Origin of the sequence: Thermus neutrinimicus, assembly GCF_022760955.1 — a bacterium.
GTDB classification, from domain to species: Bacteria; Deinococcota; Deinococci; order Deinococcales; family Thermaceae; genus Thermus; species Thermus neutrinimicus.
In genome coordinates this window covers 70,200-86,006 of record NZ_JAKTNU010000002.1, presented here as the reverse complement: position 1 = coordinate 86,006, position 15,807 = coordinate 70,200, and the positions used below count along the sequence as shown (strand labels likewise).

General features: G+C 65.7%; 15 protein-coding genes. 9 read left to right on the top strand and 6 right to left on the bottom strand.

Features of this window, described 5'->3' with window-relative positions; genetic code table 11:
* Positions 1-54 precede the first annotated feature (54 nt).
* From L0C59_RS02395 to mqnB, 3 genes are read left to right on the top strand one after another with little or no spacing between them, the layout of a single operon-like run.
* A complete protein-coding gene (locus tag L0C59_RS02395) occupies positions 55-519 on the top strand; it encodes a COG2426 family protein (RefSeq protein WP_243089622.1) in 465 nt (154 codons plus the stop codon).
* Positions 516-2,177 carry a glycerol-3-phosphate acyltransferase gene (locus L0C59_RS02390; RefSeq protein ID WP_243089621.1) on the top strand — a complete coding sequence of 554 codons (1,662 nt, stop codon included), beginning with the start codon at positions 516-518 and terminating at the stop codon, positions 2,175-2,177. Before L0C59_RS02395 ends, L0C59_RS02390 begins: the two co-directional genes overlap by 4 nt.
* Positions 2,177-2,854, top strand: coding sequence for a futalosine hydrolase (gene mqnB / locus L0C59_RS02385; RefSeq protein ID WP_243089620.1), 678 nt, complete (start codon positions 2,177-2,179; stop codon positions 2,852-2,854). Before L0C59_RS02390 ends, mqnB begins: the two co-directional genes overlap by 1 nt.
* 146 nt (positions 2,855-3,000) lie before the next feature.
* On the opposite strand, the gene L0C59_RS02380 is transcribed toward mqnB, so the two are convergent.
* The 3 genes from L0C59_RS02380 to L0C59_RS02370 form a co-directional block, all read right to left on the bottom strand.
* Positions 3,001-3,615 (bottom strand): superoxide dismutase, encoded by a 615-nt coding sequence (locus L0C59_RS02380; protein ID WP_243089619.1) that lies wholly within the window; start codon positions 3,613-3,615, stop codon positions 3,001-3,003.
* A 70-nt stretch (positions 3,616-3,685) separates the two neighbouring features.
* Positions 3,686-5,083: a class II fumarate hydratase gene (gene fumC / locus L0C59_RS02375; RefSeq protein ID WP_243089618.1), complete on the bottom strand. Its 1,398-nt coding sequence runs from the start codon at positions 5,081-5,083 to the stop codon at positions 3,686-3,688.
* Between the two features lie 20 nt (positions 5,084-5,103).
* Positions 5,104-5,847, bottom strand: coding sequence for a TerC family protein (locus tag L0C59_RS02370; RefSeq protein ID WP_243089617.1), 744 nt, complete (start codon positions 5,845-5,847; stop codon positions 5,104-5,106).
* 36 nt (positions 5,848-5,883) lie between these two features.
* On the opposite strand from L0C59_RS02370, the gene L0C59_RS02365 reads away from it, so the two are divergent.
* The 6 genes from L0C59_RS02365 (at position 5,884) to cimA (ending at position 13,475) form a co-directional block, all read left to right on the top strand.
* Positions 5,884-6,849, top strand: coding sequence for a YpdA family putative bacillithiol disulfide reductase (locus L0C59_RS02365; RefSeq protein WP_243089616.1), 966 nt, complete (start codon positions 5,884-5,886; stop codon positions 6,847-6,849).
* 164 nt (positions 6,850-7,013) lie between these two features.
* Complete coding sequence (gene ilvB, locus L0C59_RS02360; protein WP_243089615.1) at positions 7,014-8,702, top strand: biosynthetic-type acetolactate synthase large subunit; 1,689 nt, start codon at positions 7,014-7,016, stop codon at positions 8,700-8,702.
* Complete coding sequence (ilvN, locus tag L0C59_RS02355) at positions 8,699-9,211, top strand: acetolactate synthase small subunit (protein WP_243089614.1); 513 nt, start codon at positions 8,699-8,701, stop codon at positions 9,209-9,211. The genes ilvB and ilvN overlap by 4 nt, the downstream gene beginning before the upstream one ends.
* On the top strand, positions 9,208-10,221 hold the full coding sequence (gene ilvC / locus L0C59_RS02350) for a ketol-acid reductoisomerase (RefSeq protein WP_243089613.1): 1,014 nt from the start codon (positions 9,208-9,210) through the stop codon (positions 10,219-10,221). The genes ilvN and ilvC overlap by 4 nt, the downstream gene beginning before the upstream one ends.
* Positions 10,222-10,278: 57 nt before the next feature.
* Positions 10,279-11,835, top strand: a complete 1,557-nt coding sequence (locus L0C59_RS02345) for a 2-isopropylmalate synthase (RefSeq protein ID WP_243089612.1) — start codon at positions 10,279-10,281, stop codon at positions 11,833-11,835.
* A 56-nt stretch (positions 11,836-11,891) separates the two neighbouring features.
* Positions 11,892-13,475 carry a citramalate synthase gene (gene cimA / locus L0C59_RS02340; RefSeq protein WP_243089611.1) on the top strand — a complete coding sequence of 528 codons (1,584 nt, stop codon included), beginning with the start codon at positions 11,892-11,894 and terminating at the stop codon, positions 13,473-13,475.
* Here the strand turns inward: cimA and L0C59_RS02335 are convergent.
* Genes L0C59_RS02335 through L0C59_RS02325 form a run of 3 tightly spaced genes read right to left on the bottom strand, consistent with a single transcriptional unit; the run spans position 13,447 to position 15,783 of the window.
* Complete coding sequence (locus L0C59_RS02335) at positions 13,447-13,980, bottom strand: Uma2 family endonuclease (protein ID WP_243089610.1); 534 nt, start codon at positions 13,978-13,980, stop codon at positions 13,447-13,449. The genes cimA and L0C59_RS02335 overlap by 29 nt on opposite strands.
* A gap of 7 nt (positions 13,981-13,987) precedes the next feature.
* Positions 13,988-14,764 (bottom strand): ABC transporter permease, encoded by a 777-nt coding sequence (locus L0C59_RS02330; RefSeq protein ID WP_243089609.1) that lies wholly within the window; start codon positions 14,762-14,764, stop codon positions 13,988-13,990.
* Positions 14,761-15,783: an ABC transporter ATP-binding protein gene (locus tag L0C59_RS02325; protein WP_243089608.1), complete on the bottom strand. Its 1,023-nt coding sequence runs from the start codon at positions 15,781-15,783 to the stop codon at positions 14,761-14,763. Before L0C59_RS02325 ends, L0C59_RS02330 begins: the two co-directional genes overlap by 4 nt.
* Between the last annotated feature and the right edge of the window lie 24 nt (positions 15,784-15,807).

Here is a 15,807-nt window from a genome sequence, read left to right as displayed (position 1 = left end):
TGACCCGCCGTCGGGATCCCGCTTTGATCTGGCGGCGGGTTTCCCCTTGCGAGGATGCCTCCTGAGCTGTACGTGATCCTGGTGGCTGCCCTGCCGGTGGTGGAGCTAAGGGGAGCCATTCCCTTGGGGGTGGCCCTGGGGCTTTCCCCGGAGGAGGCCTTCCTGCTGGCCCTCTTGGGCAACCTGCTGGTGGCCCCGGTGGCCCTCTTCCTCCTTCCCTGGGGGGTGGCCCTTTTGACCCGGGTTCCCCTCCTGGCCAGGCTCTGGGCGGCCCTCGAGGCCCGGGTGCGCCTGAGGGGAGAGGAGCAGGTGCAGCGCCTAGGGGCCTTGGGCCTTTTCCTCTTCGTGGCCGTGCCCTTCCCGGGCACTGGGGCCTGGAGCGGGGCGGTGCTTTCCGTGGTCTTGGGTCTGAAAAGGCGTTACGCCCTCCTGGCCATCTCCCTGGGGGTGCTGGCGGCTGGGCTCATCGTCCTCCTCCTTACGGGTGGGGCGGTGGCCGGGCTAAACTACCTGCGATGATCCTCGTCCTCCTACCCCTTTCCTATGCCCTGGGTGCCTTGCCCTTGGGGTACTGGCTGGCCAGGCGGCGGGGGGTGGACCTGCGCACGGCAAGCCCCTATACCCTGGGTTTGGAGACGGCCTTGAGGCGGCTGGGGCCGGGCCTTACCCTTTTGGCCTTCCTCCTGGACTTCGCCAAGGGGTATCTGCCCCTGGCGTTGGGGAGGGGCTTGGGGCTTGGGGTAGAGGAGCTTTTGGCCCTGGGGGTGGCGGTCTACCTGGGCCACCTGTATCCCCTTTTTTTCCAGGATCCCTGGCCCCTTCGGGCCAAGGGGGCAGGGGTTCTCTTGGGGGTGCTGGCGGGGCTACCCCTGGAGCCTGTCCTGGCCATGGTCCCGGTGGCCTTGGGCCTTGCCCTCTACGCCCTCACGGGCTATGCCTCCTTGGGGGCCCTGGGGCTTCCCCTAGGCCTCTTTGGCGCCCTCTTTCTCGGCGGGTTTACCCCCATGGCTAAGGCCCTTGGGGGCTTGCTTTTCCTCCTGGCCCTTTGGCGCTACAAGGAAAACCTGGGCCGTATCCTGGAAGGCACCGAGCCCAGGCTGGGTAACCCCCTGCCTCTGCCCTCGGATAGGCAGGTGGTTTGCGCCTTCCTCATCCATCCCCTCACGCTGGAGGATTTCTGGCAAAGCCCCCGCTTCCGCTGGGCGAGGCCCCTGGTGCGCCTGGGGCTTTTAAAGCAGGCCTGGATAGAGCGTTTGGCGGAGCTCTTCCGTCCCATGAAGGTGGGGGAGGTAAGGGGGGTGAGGACAGCGGATGGCAGGGAGGTCCTATGCCACCTCATCTCCGCCCCCCTCCTGCCCCACCAGATCAAGGCCAGGCCGGAGCTGGCGGTAAGGCGGGCCATCCAGGGGGCTCGGCTCGCCAAGGAGCTTGGGGCCACGGTGGTGGGCCTAGGGGCCTTTTGGAGCGTGGTGGGGGAAAAGGGCAAGAAGGTCCAGGAGGCGGTGCCCGATATTGAGGTGACCAACGGGGGAGCCTATACCGCAGGCACCGTCAAGGCGGCTATTCCCGGCATCCTGGCCCACTTCGCCCAAAGCGGAAAGGATCTGAGGGACACCACGGCGGCGGTGGTGGGGGCGAATGGGGTGGTGGCCTTCGGCATCGCCCGGCAGATCGCCCCCTTGGTGGGGCGGCTCATCCTGGTGGGCAGGGACCGGGAGCGCCTGGAAAGGTCGGCGGAAAGCCTTCGGAAGAACCTGGAGCGGAAGGGGCAAGCCCCCGAGATCCTGGTGGCCACCGAGGTGGCCGCCATCCGGGAGGCGGACCTGGTTTTCACCGCCACCAGCGATCCCAATCCGGTGATCCACCCTGAGCACGTGAAGCCGGGGGCCTGGATCTACGACGAGGGCGTGCCCCCCGACGTGCATCCCTCGGTTAAGGAGGTGCCCGGGGTGAGGGTCATCCCTGGGGGTGTGGTGCGGCTTCCCGGGAGGGCCAAGGCCACCTTAGACCTTCACTTCGGTGCCCCCGACCAGGTCCCCGCCTGCCTGGCGGAGACCATGATCCTGGCGGCGGAGGAGGCCTTTGACCGCAAGAGCCTGGGGGGCGAGGTGAAGGCGGAGAACATCCAGTTCTTCGTGGAGCGGGCGGAGGCCTTGGGGTTTAAGGTGGTGGAGTGATGTGGTTGCTCCTCTCCCCCACGGCCCTCGAGGCGCCCTTCCTCCGGGGTGAACCCTTCTCCTTCCTGGGAAGGAAGGGGCTTAGGGGTGAGGGCTTCGTTTACCTGGAAACCGGCATCGGCAAGGTGAACGCCGCCCTCACCCTGGCCGCCTGGACCAGCCAAAACCCCGTGGAGAAGGCCTTGCTGTTCGGCATTGCCGGGGCTTACCCGGGCTCGGGCCTCCTCCCTGGGGATGTGGTCCTGGTGGGGGAGGAGGTGGAGGCGGACCTGGGTACCCAAGAGGGCCTGGAACCCTTGGGCTTTCCCGCCTTGGAGGTGGAGGGAAAGGCCTACCACAACCGCTTCCCCCTGGATCCAGGCCTCACCCGGGCTTTGGCCCGGGCCTTGGGCCTCCGGGTGGTGGTGGGGCTCACCCGGGACCGGGTCTCGGAGACCCCAGGGGAGGCGGAGGCCCTGGCCTGGCGCTGGGGGGCCTGGGTGGAGAGCATGGAGGGGGCTGCCTTTGCCCGGGCATGCCTGGCCTTGGGGATCCCCGGGGCGGAGCTTAGGGCCGTCTCCAACCCCGCAGGGGTGCGGGACAAAGGAGCGTGGAGGGTACCCTTGGCGGTGAAGGCCTTGGAGGGGGCTTTGGCCCCTGTCCTTGCCGGAGCCTTCCTTAGGGGGTTTCCGGGATAATCCCCCTTTGGCCGCGGGATTTCCCTTGGCGAGGCCCGGCCTGGCCTTTTAGCAAGTAGGCTCCCCCCACCCCGCGGCCCGGGCCCACGCCGGGGGTGGCATGGGGAACCCCCCCTTGAGAGGCCTCTTTGGGGGTTAGGCTCCCCTTAACCCTTCTGGAAGAAGGCTTCCGCCTTGTCCCAGTTCAGCACGTTCCAGATGGCCTCGAGGTATTCGGCCCGGCGGTTTTGGTACTTGAGGTAGTAGGCGTGCTCCCACACGTCGATGCCCACGATGGGAGTAAAGCCTTCCATCACGGGGTTGTCCTGGTTGGCGGTGGAGAGCACGTGAAGCTTCCCGAAGGGGTCCTTCACCAGCCAGGCCCAGCCGGAGCCGAAGCGGGCCATGGCCGCTTGGGTGAGCTTTTCCTTCAGGGCAGCGAAGCTCCCAAGCTGCTCATCGATGGCCTTTTTGAGTTCCCCTACAGGCTCCTTGGCTCCTCCTGGGGTGAGGAGCTCCCAGAAAAGGCTGTGGTTCAAGTGCCCGCCCCCATTGTTGCGCACCGCGGTCTGGATGTCCGCGGGCAAGGCGGCCAGGTGGCGTAGGAGCACCTCCACCTCAACCCCCTGCAGGTAAGGGTACTTCTCCAAGGCGGCGTTCAGGTTGTTCACGTAGGCCCCATGGTGCTTCTGGTGGTGGATCTCCATGGTCTTGGCGTCGATGTGGGGCTCGAGGGCCTCGTACGGGTAACCCAGTTCCGGTAGCCTAAAGGGATACGGCATACCTCACCTCCCAAGCCTCACTATAACGGTGCCCACCCCTAAGGGGGGTGGGCGTTCTCACAAAGGCACCTCAGGCCTCGTGGGGTTTGGCCAGCCTCATGGGGACCACGATGCGGTCAAACTCCTCCTCCGTGAGGTACCCCAGCTCCAGGGCAGCCTGCTTCAGGGCCTTCTTTTCCCTGATGGCCTTCTTCACGATCTCCGCCGCCTTGTCGTAGCCGATGGCCTTGTTCAAGGCGGTGGCCAGCATGGGGTTTTTCTGCAGGTGTTCCTCTATCCGCTCCAGGTTGGGCTCGATTCCCTGGGCCAGGTGCTCGTTGAAGGACTCCATGGCGTCCGCCAGGAGCTTGGTGGACTCGAGGACGGCGTCCACCATCACCGGCTTGAAAACGTTGAGCTGGAAGTTGCCCTGGCTTCCGGCAAAGGCCACCGCGTGGTCATTGCCAAAGACCCGCACCACCACCATGGTGAGGGCCTCCACCTGGGTGGGGTTCACCTTGCCGGGCATGATGGAGGACCCAGGCTCGTTGGCGGGGATGAAGATCTCCCCGATGCCCCCATAGGGCCCGGAGGCCAGCCAGCGGATGTCGTTGCCGATTTTCATCAGGGCCCCGGCCAGGGTGCGCAAGGACCCCATCACCTGCACCAGCTCGTCGTGGGCGGCCAAGGCGGCAAAGCGGTTCTCCGCCACCTTGAAGGGAAGCCCGGTTTCCTCGGCCAGGTAATGGGCCACCCGTTCCCCGAACCGGGGGTGGGCGTTTAGGCCCGTGCCCACCGCCGTGCCCCCGATGGCCAGGTTATAGAGCCCTTTCTCCGCCTCCCTGACCATGGCCAGGGTGTTCCTTAGCTGGGCGGCCCAGCTTCCCACCTCCTGTCCCAGGGTGATGGGTACGGCGTCCATCAGGTGGGTGCGGCCCACCTTCACGATGGGGTCAAAGGCCTTGGCCTTTTCCTCAAAGGTGGCGATGAGGGCCTCCGCCGCCGGGTAAAGCCTGTCGTGGAGGGCTAGGGCCACGGCCACGTACATGGCGGTGGGGAAGGTGTCGTTGCTGCTCTGGCCCCGGTTCACGTGGTCGTTGGGGTGGACGTACTTGGAGCCCAGGGGTTTCCCCAAAAGCTCCGAGGCCCGGTTGGCGATGACCTCGTTCACGTTCATGTTGGTCTGGGTGCCGCTACCCGTCTGGAAGACCACCAGGGGGAAGTGGTCGTCCAGCTTTCCCGCCATCACCTCCTCCGCCGCCTGGATGATGGCCCGGGCGATCTCCTCGGGAAGCTCGCCCAGCTCCAGGTTGGCTCTGGCCGCGGCTTTCTTCAGCATGCCGTAGGCGCGGATCACCTCCAGGGGCATGCGGAAGCGCCAGGCGCCGATTTTGAAGTGCTCGAGGGAGCGCTGGGTCTGGGCGCCCCAGTAGCGGTCCGCCGGTACCTTGACCTCGCCCATGGTGTCCCGTTCCGTCCGGTACTCCATACCGCACCTCCAGCCCGATTTTACGCCTCCTCCTCGTAGGGCTCGCGGAGCTTGACCGGTTTCCCCCTAAGCCCGGCGCGGAGGTTAAGCCACTCCACCAGCACGGCAAAGCCCATGGCAAAGTACACGTACCCTTTGGGGATGTGTACCCCCGTGCCCTCGGCCACCAGGGTGAAGCCCACCAAAAGCAGGAAGGAAAGGGCCAGCATCTTCACCGTGGGGTGCTGGTTCACGAAGGCGTAGATCCCCTTGGAGGCCAACAGCATGATGGCCACGGAGAGGAGGATGGCTGCCACCATCACCGGCACGAAGCGGGTGAGGCCCACGGCGGTGATGACCGAGTCGATGGAGAACACGATGTCCAGAAGGAGGACCTGCCCGATCACCGAGGCGAAGGAGGGAGCCACCCTTTTCACCGCATGGCCGGGCTCCCCTTCCAGCTTCTCGTGGATTTCCTTCACCGATTTGTAGATGAGGAATAGCCCCCCGGCCATCAGGACCAGGTCCTTGCCCGTCACCTCGTGGCCCCAGAGGGCGAAGAGGGGTTTTTTCAAGGCCATGATCCAGGCGATGGTGAGCAGGAAGAGGATGCGGGTGACCGCAGCCAAGGAGATGCCCACCACGCGGGCCCGGTCCTGCTCTTCCCTGGGCAGCTTGGAGGCCAGGATGCTGATGAAGATGACGTTGTCCACGCCGAGTACCACTTCCAGCACGGTTAGGGTGATGAGGGCGATCCACACCTCGGGGTTGGTGAGCCACTCCATGGGAAGGAGTCTACAGGGCGGCGTAGACTGGGGGGCATGGTGGATGTGCTCGTGGTGGGGGCCGGGCCCGTGGGTCTAGCGGCGGCCCTCGAGGCTAAGCGCCGTGGCCTAAGCCACCTGATCCTGGAGAGGGGCACGGTGGCGGAAACCATTTACCGCTTTCCCCGGCAGATGGTCTTCTTCTCCGAGTCCAAGAACATTGAGATCGGGGGCCACCCCCTGGTGTCCCAGGGTCCCAAGCCCACCCGCCTCGAGGCCCTCCTCTACTACCAGAGGGTGGCGGAAAGGGAAGGGCTTAGGGTTCTCACCTACACGGAGGCGGTGGCCATAGAGGGCGGGGAGGGAGCCTTCCGGGTGCTGGCCAAGGACCGCTTTGGGCAAAAGGCCTTTCCCGCCCGGTATGTGGTGGTGGCCACGGGCTACTTCGGCAACCCCAACCGCCTGGGGGTGCCGGGGGAGGACCTGCCCCACGTCTTCCACCGCTACGAGGAAGCGGCCCCCTTCTTCGGCAGAAGGGTGGCGGTGGTGGGGGGGAGTAACTCCGCGGTGGAGGTGGCCTTGGACCTGTACCGGGGTGGGGCGGAGGTGGCCCTGGTGCACCGGGGGAAGTGGGTGCGCCCCAGCGTGAAGTACTGGCTCCTCCCCGATTTTGAGAACCGGGTGAAGGAGGGAAGCATAAGGGCGGTGATGGAAACCCGGGTCAAGGCCATCACCCCGGAGGGTCTGGTCCTGGAAGGGCCCCAAGGGGAGGAGTTCTTGCAGGCCGATTTCGTCCTGGTCCAGATCGGTTACCATGCGGAGGACCGCCTTCTCAGGGAGGCTTTGGTGAACTACGAGGGGGGTAAGCCCCGCCTTTCCCCGGGGTGGGAGACCTCCCGCAAGGGGCTCTTCGCCATCGGCTCCAGCGCCTTTGGCCCGGACACCCGCTCCGTCTTCATCGAAAACGGCCGGGAGCACGCCAGGGTGGCCATAGCCGCCATCGCCCGTCACCTGGGCTCTTGACACCCTTCACAAAGGGGGCTAGGATAGAGCCCAAGATGCGCTTTGGCCTCGTCCTATCCCTAGGCCTGGTCCTAATCGTAGGGCCAGCGGGGGGTAGGGTGTAGCGTTTTAGGGCGCATCCAAAACCCCCCGGAAAACGGGGGGTTTTGGTTTAGGAGGGGGCGATGAAGGGATCAGAAGCACTCTTGAAGGCGTTGGAGAAGGAAGGGGTGGAGGTCATCTTTGGCCACCCGGGTGGGGCCATCATGCCGGTCTACGATGCCCTTTACGACAGCCCTATCCGCCACATCCTGGTGCGGCACGAGCAAGGGGGCGTTCATGCCGCCACCGCCTACGCCCGGGCTTCGGGCCGGGTGGGGGTGGTCATGGCCACCAGCGGCCCTGGGGCCCTGAACCTGGTGACGGGCCTGGCGGATGCCTACATGGACTCCACCCCGGTGGTGGCCATCACTGGGAACGTGCCCCGGACCCTGATCGGCACCGACGCCTTCCAGGAGGCGGACGTCACCGGGGTCACCATGCCCATCACCAAGCACAACTACCTGGTGCAGGAGGTGAACGACATCCCCCGGGTGGTGCGGGAGGCCTTCCACATCGCCTCCACTGGGAGGCCAGGCCCGGTGCTCATCGACCTGCCCAAGGACGTGCAGCTTTCCGAGTTCACGGGTAGCTTCGACGTGGAGCTAGACCTTCCCGGCTATAAGCCCACCACCAAGGGCCATCCCAAGCAGATAGAGCGGGCCCTGGATGCCCTGGAGCAGGCGGAAAGGCCCATCCTCATGGTGGGAGGCGGAGCCCAACACGCCCACGGGGAGCTTCTGGCCTTTGCCGAGCGGACGGGAATCCCCGTGATCACCACCCTGATGGGCCTGGGGGCTTTCCCGGGGAACCACCCCCTTTGGCTGGGGATGCCGGGAATGCACGGCACCGTGGCCGCCAACCGGGCCATCCACCATGCGGACGTGATCCTGGCCATCGGCCTCCGCTTTGACGACCGGGTCACGGGGAAGGTTTCCCGCTTCGCCCCCCATGCCCACACCATCATCCACGTGGACATCGACCCCGCGGAGATCGGTAAGCTGGTGCGCACCCACATTCCCATCGTGGGGGATGCCCGGCTGGTCCTTAAGGAGATGCTGAAGGGGGCCAAGCCCCTTAGGCTTGCCTCCTGGTGGCGGGAGCTGGAGGAGTGGCGCACCCGCTACCCCTTGCGCTGGAAGCCCCGGCCCCACCTTCAGGCCCCGGAGGTGATCCGGGCCTTCGCCGAGGCCACGGGGGGGCATGCCATTGTGACCACGGGGGTGGGGCAGCACCAGATGTTCGCTGCCCAGTACTTCCCCGTGGCCCGGCCGCGAAGCTTCATCACCTCCGGGGGCCTGGGCGCGATGGGGGTGGGCCTTCCCTTCGCCATCGGGGCCAAGGTGGCCCGGCCGGAGGAGCTGGTCATCGACTTCGACGGGGACGGCTCCTTCCAGATGACCCTCCAGGAGCTGGCCACCTTGGTCAAGTACAGGCTGGACGTGAAGGTGGTGATCCTCAACAACGGCTACCTGGGCATGGTGCGCCAGTGGCAGGACCTCTTCCATGCCAAGCGCTACTCCGAGGTGTACCTGGCGGACTCCAACCCCGACTTCGCCCGCCTGGCGGAGGCCTATGGCCTCAAGGGGATCAGGGTGGAACGCAAGGAGGACCTGATGAAGGGGGTGGAGGCGGTGCTTTCCGCCGATGGCCCGGTGGTGGCGGAGTTTAAGGTCTACCACGAGGAGGGAGTCTTCCCCATGATCCCCGCGGGTGGGGCGGCGGAGGACATGATCCTCGAGCACCCCGCGGAAAGGGAGGAGGTGGAGGCGTGAGGCACGTGATCTCCGTCCTGGTGCAGGACCATCCCCGGGTCTTGAACCGCATCACGGGCCTCTTCGCCCGCCGGGGCTTCAACCTGGAGAGCCTGGCGGTGGGGACCACCCATGTGCCGGGGCTTTCCCGCATCAGCCTGGTGGTCTCTGGGGACGACCGCACCTTGGAGCAGGTGGAGAAGCAGCTGAACCGGCTGATCGAGGTCTTGAAGGTCACCGACCACTCCGAGCCCCACGTGGAGCGGGAGCTGGCCCTGGTGAAGGTCCACGTGGCCGGGGTGGAGGAGAGATTGGCGGTGAAGGACATCCAGGAGGCCTTCCGGGCCCGGGTGGTGGATGTGGCCCAGAAGAGCCTGATCCTGGAGCTCACCGGGGATTCCAAGAAGATAGACTCCTTCATCGAGGCCCTTAGGCCTTACGGGATCCTCGAGGTCATGCGCACCGGGGCGGTGGCCATGAGCCGAGGGGAGCGCACCCTTAAGGTCAGGGAAAAACGGGAGGCGGTATGAAGATCTACTACGAGCACGACGCAGACCTAGGCTTCATTCAAGGCAAGAAGGTGGCGGTACTGGGCTTTGGCTCCCAGGGGCACGCCCACGCCCTGAACCTTAAGGACTCGGGGGTGGACGTGCGGGTGGGGCTTAGGCCCGGGTCTAAAAGCGCCGCCAAGGCGGAGGCCATGGGCCTTAGGGTCCTCTCCGTGGCCGAGGCGGTGCGGGAGGCGGATGTGGTGATGGTTCTCCTGCCCGACGAGACCCAGGGCCGGGTTTACCGGGAGGAGATCGAGCCCAACCTGAGGGAGGGGGCGGCCTTGGCCTTCGCCCACGGCTTCAACATCCACTTTGGCCAGATCAAGCCCAGGCGGGACCTGGACGTCTGGATGGTGGCCCCCAAGGGCCCCGGCCACCTGGTGCGGAGCGAGTACACCAAAGGAAGCGGGGTGCCGGCTCTGGTGGCCGTGTACCAGGACGCCTCGGGCGCGGCCTTCCCCACCGCCTTGGCCTACGCCAAGGCCATCGGGGCGGCCCGGGCGGGCGTGATCCCCACCACCTTCAAGGACGAAACGGAAACCGACCTCTTTGGGGAGCAGGCGGTGCTCTGCGGGGGGCTTACCCGGCTCATCCAGGCGGGGTTTGAAACCCTGGTGGAGGCGGGCTACCCTCCGGAGATGGCCTACTTTGAGACCGTGCACGAGGTGAAGCTCATCGTGGACCTCATCTACGAGGCGGGTTTCGCCGGCATGCGCTACTCCATCTCCAACACCGCGGAGTACGGGGACTACACCCGGGGGGAGGTGGCGGTACCGGTGGAGGAAACCAAAAGGCGCATGCGGGAGATCCTCCGCCAGATCCAGGCCGGGGAGTTTGCCCGGGAGTGGATGCTGGAGAACCAGGTGGGCCAGCCGGTCTTGGAGGCGAACCGCAAGCGCTGGAAGGAGCACCCCATTGAGGAGGTGGGGGCAAGGCTCAGGGCCATGATGCCCTTCCTGCGGGCAAGGGTATTGGAAGAGGTAGGCTAGGTGGGTTCCAATGGCCCCCCACCTGGGGGGCCTGGTGCGTTTTTGGGGAGGGAGAAGATGGAAAGGCACATCCGCATCTTTGACACCACGCTTAGGGATGGGGAACAGAGCCCAGGGGTGGCCCTTTCCCTGGACCAGAAGCTGGAGATCGCCCACGCCTTGGCCCGGCTCAACGTGGACATCATTGAGGCGGGTTTCCCCGTATCCGGGCCTTTGGAGTTTGAGGCGGTAAGGCGGATCGCTGAGGAGGTAAGGGGCCCCATCATCGCCGCCTTGGCCCGCACCCACACCCTGGACATCGACCAGGCGGCCAAGGCCCTGGAGAAGGCGGAAAAGCCTCGGATCCACGTATTCACCTCGGCTTCCAAGATCCACCTCCAGTACATGCTGAAGAAGACGGAGGAGGAGGTCTTGGAGATGGCGGACAAGATGGTGCGTTACGCCAGGAGGTACGTGGACGACGTGGAGTTTTCCGCCCAGGACGTGATGCGGGCGGAGTGGGAGTTCGTAAAGCGCCTCTACGAGGTGGCCATTGAGGCTGGGGCCACCACCATCAACATTCCCGACACCACCGGCTACGGTACACCCAATGAGTACGGGGCCTTGATCCGCCGCATCCGGGACGAGGTGGTGCGGGGCCGGGACGTGATCATCTCCACCCACACCCACGACGACCTGGGCCTGGCCACCGCCAACGCCCTGGCGGGCATAGAGAACGGGGCGGGCCAGGTGGAGTGCACCATCAACGGCATTGGGGAGCGGGCGGGCAACACCGCCTTGGAGGAGGTGGTCATGGCCCTTTACGTGCGCCGGGACTGGTACAAGGCCAAGACCCAGATCAACACCCGGGAGATCTACCGGGTCTCCCGCCTGGTGGAGCGTTACACCGGCATGCCCGTGCCCCCCAACAAGGCCATCGTGGGGGACAACGCCTTTGCCCACGAGTCGGGGATCCACCAGGATGGCGTCCTGAAGCACCGCTCCACCTACGAGATCATGGACGCCGAGCTTATTGGGAGGCGCCCCGCGGTGATCGTGCTGGGTAAGCATTCCGGGCGGGCTGCCTTCAAGAAGGCCCTCGAGGACCTGGGCTACAAGGACCTTTCCGAGGATCAGCTCAAGGTGCTCTTCTCCCGCTTCAAGGAGATCGCCGAGAAGAAAGGCCCCCTGTCGGCCGAGGAGCTTCAGGCCCTGGTGGAGAGCGAACGGGAGCCGGCGTCCCAGTTCTTTACCCTGGAGCATGTCCAGTTCTTCTCCGGCTCCGGCCTCTTGCCCACGGCCACGGTGAAGGTGAAGACCCCGGATGGGGAAAGGGTGGCCACGCACACCGGGGATGGGCCCGGGGGCGCCGTGTACAAGGCCATTCAGGAGGCCATCGGCCTCAGGCCCGGGCTGGAGCTTTACCGGGTGGAGGCGGTTACCGGATCCACCGAGGCCTTGGGCCAGGTGACGGTGAGGCTTCGCCTGGGGGAGCTCCAGGCGGTGGGGGTGGGGGTTTCCCCGGACATCATCGAGGCCAGCGCCCTGGCCTTCCTGGATGCGGCCGGCAAGCTGGCCAGCGGCCGCGCCACCCGCCACCCGCCCTCCATCGAGGAGGTTCAGCGCGGGGTTTAGGGAAAGCCCACCCTGGATCGGCCAGGGTGGGACCCCCGCGGAGGGGGGAAGAAGCCATGGTGGAGATCCTAGACACCACCCTAAGGGACGGAACGCAAGGGGAAGGCATCAGCCTTTCCGTGGACGACAAGGTGGCCATTGCCAGACGCCTGGCGGCCTTTGGGGTACACCTCATCGAGGGGGGCTGGCCGGGGTCCAACCCCAAGGACGCCGAGTTTTTCCAGCGCATGAAGGGGGTGGACCTGGGGGAGACCAAGCTGGCTGCCTTTGGGGCCACCCGTAGAAAGGGGCTGGCTCCCGAGGAGGACCCCTCGGTTCTGGCCCTGCTGGAGGCGGAGACTCCCGTGGTGGTCCTCTTCGGCAAGAGCTGGACCCTACATGTCCTCGAGGCCTTGGAGACCAGCCTGGAGGAAAACCTCCGCATGATCCAGGACACCGTGGCCTTCTTCGCCGGGCGGGGAAGGCGGGTGGTCTACGACGCGGAGCACTTCTTTGACGGGTATAAGGAGGACCCCGGCTACGCCCTGGCCACCTTGGAGGCGGCGGTGGAGGGGGGAGCGGACACCCTGGTGCTTTGCGACACCAACGGGGGGGCCCTGCCGGAGGAGGTTTACGCCATCACCAAAGCGGTGGTGGAGCGCTTTCCCCGCTTACGCATCGGCATCCATCCCCACAACGACGCCGAGCTGGCGGTGGCCAACGCCTTGGCGGCGGTGAGGGCGGGGGCCACCCACGCCCAGGGCACCATCAACGGCTACGGGGAGCGGTGCGGCAACCTGAACCTCACCAGCTTCCTGCCCACCCTGGCCTTCAAGTACGGCATTCCCTCCATCCCTGCGGAAAGGCTTAGGGGACTTAAGGAGCTCTCCCACTTCGTGGACGAGAGGGCCAACCAGTCCCCCAACCGCCGGGCCCCTTACGTGGGGGAGTCGGCCTTCGCCCACAAGGCGGGGGTGCACGTCTCCGCGGTCCTTAAGAACCCCCGCACCTACGAGCACATCCCCCCCGAGTGGGTGGGGAATAGCCGGCGGTTCCTGGTCTCCGATGTCTCGGGCCGCTCCAACCTTCTGGCCAAGCTCCAGGAGCTGGGGGTGGACCTTTCCAAGGAGGAGGCCAAGCGCCTTCTGGAGGAGGTGAAGGCCCTGGAGTACGAGGGCTACGCCTTCGAGGGAGCGGAGGCCAGCTTCTACCTCCTGGCCCACCGCCTGAAAGGGGGGAGCCTCCCCTTCAGCGTGGAGGGGTTTTCCGTCTTTGTCCACGGGAGTGGCCTGGACACCGCCTGGGCCGAGGCCACGGTGCGGGTTAGGGTGGGGGAAAGCCTGCAACACACGGCGGCGGAAAGCCCCTTTGGCCCGGTTTCCGCCCTGGACAGGGCCTTCCGCAAGGCGGTGTTGCAGTTTTACCCGGAGCTAGCCGACGTGGAGCTCGCCGACTACAAGGTGCGCATCCTCTCCGGCCAGGAGGCGGGGACCAACTCCGGGGTGCGGGTGATGATCGAGATGAAGCGGGGCGAGGAGCGCTTTGCCACCGTGGGGGCCAGCGAGAACATCCTCGAGGCCTCCCTGAAGGCCCTCACCGACGGGTACGCCTACGCCCTCCTGTACCCGAGCCTTAAGGAGACGGTGCCCAAGGCAGGCTGATCTCGGGGAAGGCCAAGGGGGTTGCGGGCTCGGAGGGGGAGAGGAGGCGGATGGAGCGGTAGCGCCCCTCCCTGGGCTCCCGGTAGACCTCCAGGAGGTTCTCCTTGAGGTTCACCAGCCACACCTCGGGGATCCCGGCCTCGGCGTAGAGGGGAAGCTTCTCCTCCCGGTCAAACTCCAAGGAGGTGTCGGCTACCTCTATGAGGAGAAGGACATCCGGGGGTTCTGGGTGGCGGTCCCGATAGCGGTCCAAGGGTGGGACGAGGACCAACAGATCGGGTTCAGGTTCCGAGTCAGGAGGTATACGCAAGGGGTTTTGCGCCATAACCACAGCCTTACCCCGTAGGGCCTCATGCAAGAGGTCGTCCAGCCGGGCCACCATGAAGGCATGTTTCGGTCCGATTGGGCTCATCTGGTATACCTCTCCCCTGAGGAGTTCCACCCGGGGTACGTCCCGGAAGGCCCGCTCAAACTCCTCCACGCGGAAGCGGTAGCGGGTGGCCATGCCCCTATTATGCTCCGTGGCCGGAGTAGTGCCTAAGCCCAAGCCACCAGAGAAGCCGCCAAAGGAGAAGGAGGGTTCCACCCCAGAAGAGCATGACAAAGACCCCCGGGAGGAGGTCCACCTCCTGCCCGGCCAGGAGGGCAGCGGGCAGGTAGACCAGGTAGGGGAAGGGGGTGAGGAGGGCCAGATTTCTCAGGGGTTCGGGGAAGACCTCGAGGGGAGCGATGGTTCCCGAGAGGAAGAGGTAGAGGAGGAAGAAGACCTCCTCCACGGAAACTGCCCGTTCCGTGAAGAAGGTGAGCATGGCGGTGGTGTACTGCATCAGGTAGCGGAGGAAAAAGGCCAGAAGGGTGAAGAGAAGCCCCAGGAGGACGGGGCCGGGCTCCGGCCTAAAGCGGGCCTCGGGGAAGATAAAGAAGAAGAGGAGGGTGAGGAGCACCACGAAGGGAAGCCGGGCCAGGCGCTCGGCCACGTGGGCTGCCAGGTGGTCGAAAAAGGGATCCAGGGGCCTCAGGAGCCGGAAGGAAAGCCGCCCTTCCACCACGTCCCGCTCGAACTCCCACACCACCCAGACCACCGTGGCCTGGCGTACCAGGAAGACCATGAGGAAGTAACGGGCGAACTCCCCAGGGGACAGGGCAAACTCCCCGCCCCTGGCCGCCTCGGTCCAGACCCCTAGGAGGATCAAGGGCAAAACCCCGGCCAGGGCCCAGAGGAAGAGTTCCGCCCGGTACTCCAACATGTAGGCCAGGTAGACGGTTAAGAGGGTCTTGGCCTTCCTCATGCCTCCTCCAGGGCGGGGCTTTGGGGCTCACCCAGGGGGGCTATCCGGTAAACCCGGGCGATGACCTCCTCCAGGGGGGGTTCCCGCACCTCCAGGTCCTCCACGGGAAGCCTTTTCAGGATTTCCGCCACCTTCTCCGTTAGCCCTTCCCGGGGAAGAAGAAGCCGGGCCTTTAGGCCCTCGAGGTCCCTAACCTCCCCGAAGGCCAGTAAGGCTTCCCTGGGCAGGGGGCGGGCCAGGGTGAGCGCCACCTCCCGGTAGGGGGCGAAGCGTTCCAATAGCCCTGCCAGGGGTCCATCGTAGAGGAGCCTTCCCTGGTGGATCACCAGGACCCGCTCCGCCAGGGCGGCGATGTCCGCCATGTAGTGGCTGGTGAGGAGGACCGTGGCCCCATAGCGCCGGTTGTACTCCCGGATGAATTCCCGCACCGCCACCTGGGCGTTCACATCTAGGCCCAGGGTGGGTTCGTCCAGAAAGAGCACCTCCGGGCGGTGGAGAAGGGCCGCTAGAAGCTCGGCCTTCATCCTTTCCCCCAGGGAGAGCTTGCGCACGGGCTGGTGGAGCTTACTCGTTAGGGAAAGCATCTCCGCAAGCTCCCATACCCGCTTCCGGAACTCCCCTTCGGGGATGTCGTAGATGGCAGCGTTGAGGCGGAAGGTGTCCAGGGGAGGCAGGTCCCAGATGAGCTGCTGCTTGTTGCCCATCACCAGGGTGATCTTTTTCAAAAAGGCCTTTTCCCGTCGCCAGGGAATGTGCCCCGCCACCACCGCCTTGCCCCGGGTGGGGTGGATTAGGCCGGTGAGCATCTTCAGGGTGGTGGTCTTACCCGCCCCGTTGGGGCCTAGAAACCCCACCACCTCGCCCCTTGCTATTTGGAATTCCACCCCCTCCACCGCCTTCACCGTGCGGTACTGGCGCAAGAGGAAGTGGCGCAGGGTGGCGAGGAGGCTTTCCTCCTTCAGGGCCACCCGATAGTGCTTGGTGAGGTCCTGGGCAAGGACAATGGCCTCTGCCGACACCCCTATAGTCTACCCTGTGGTCTA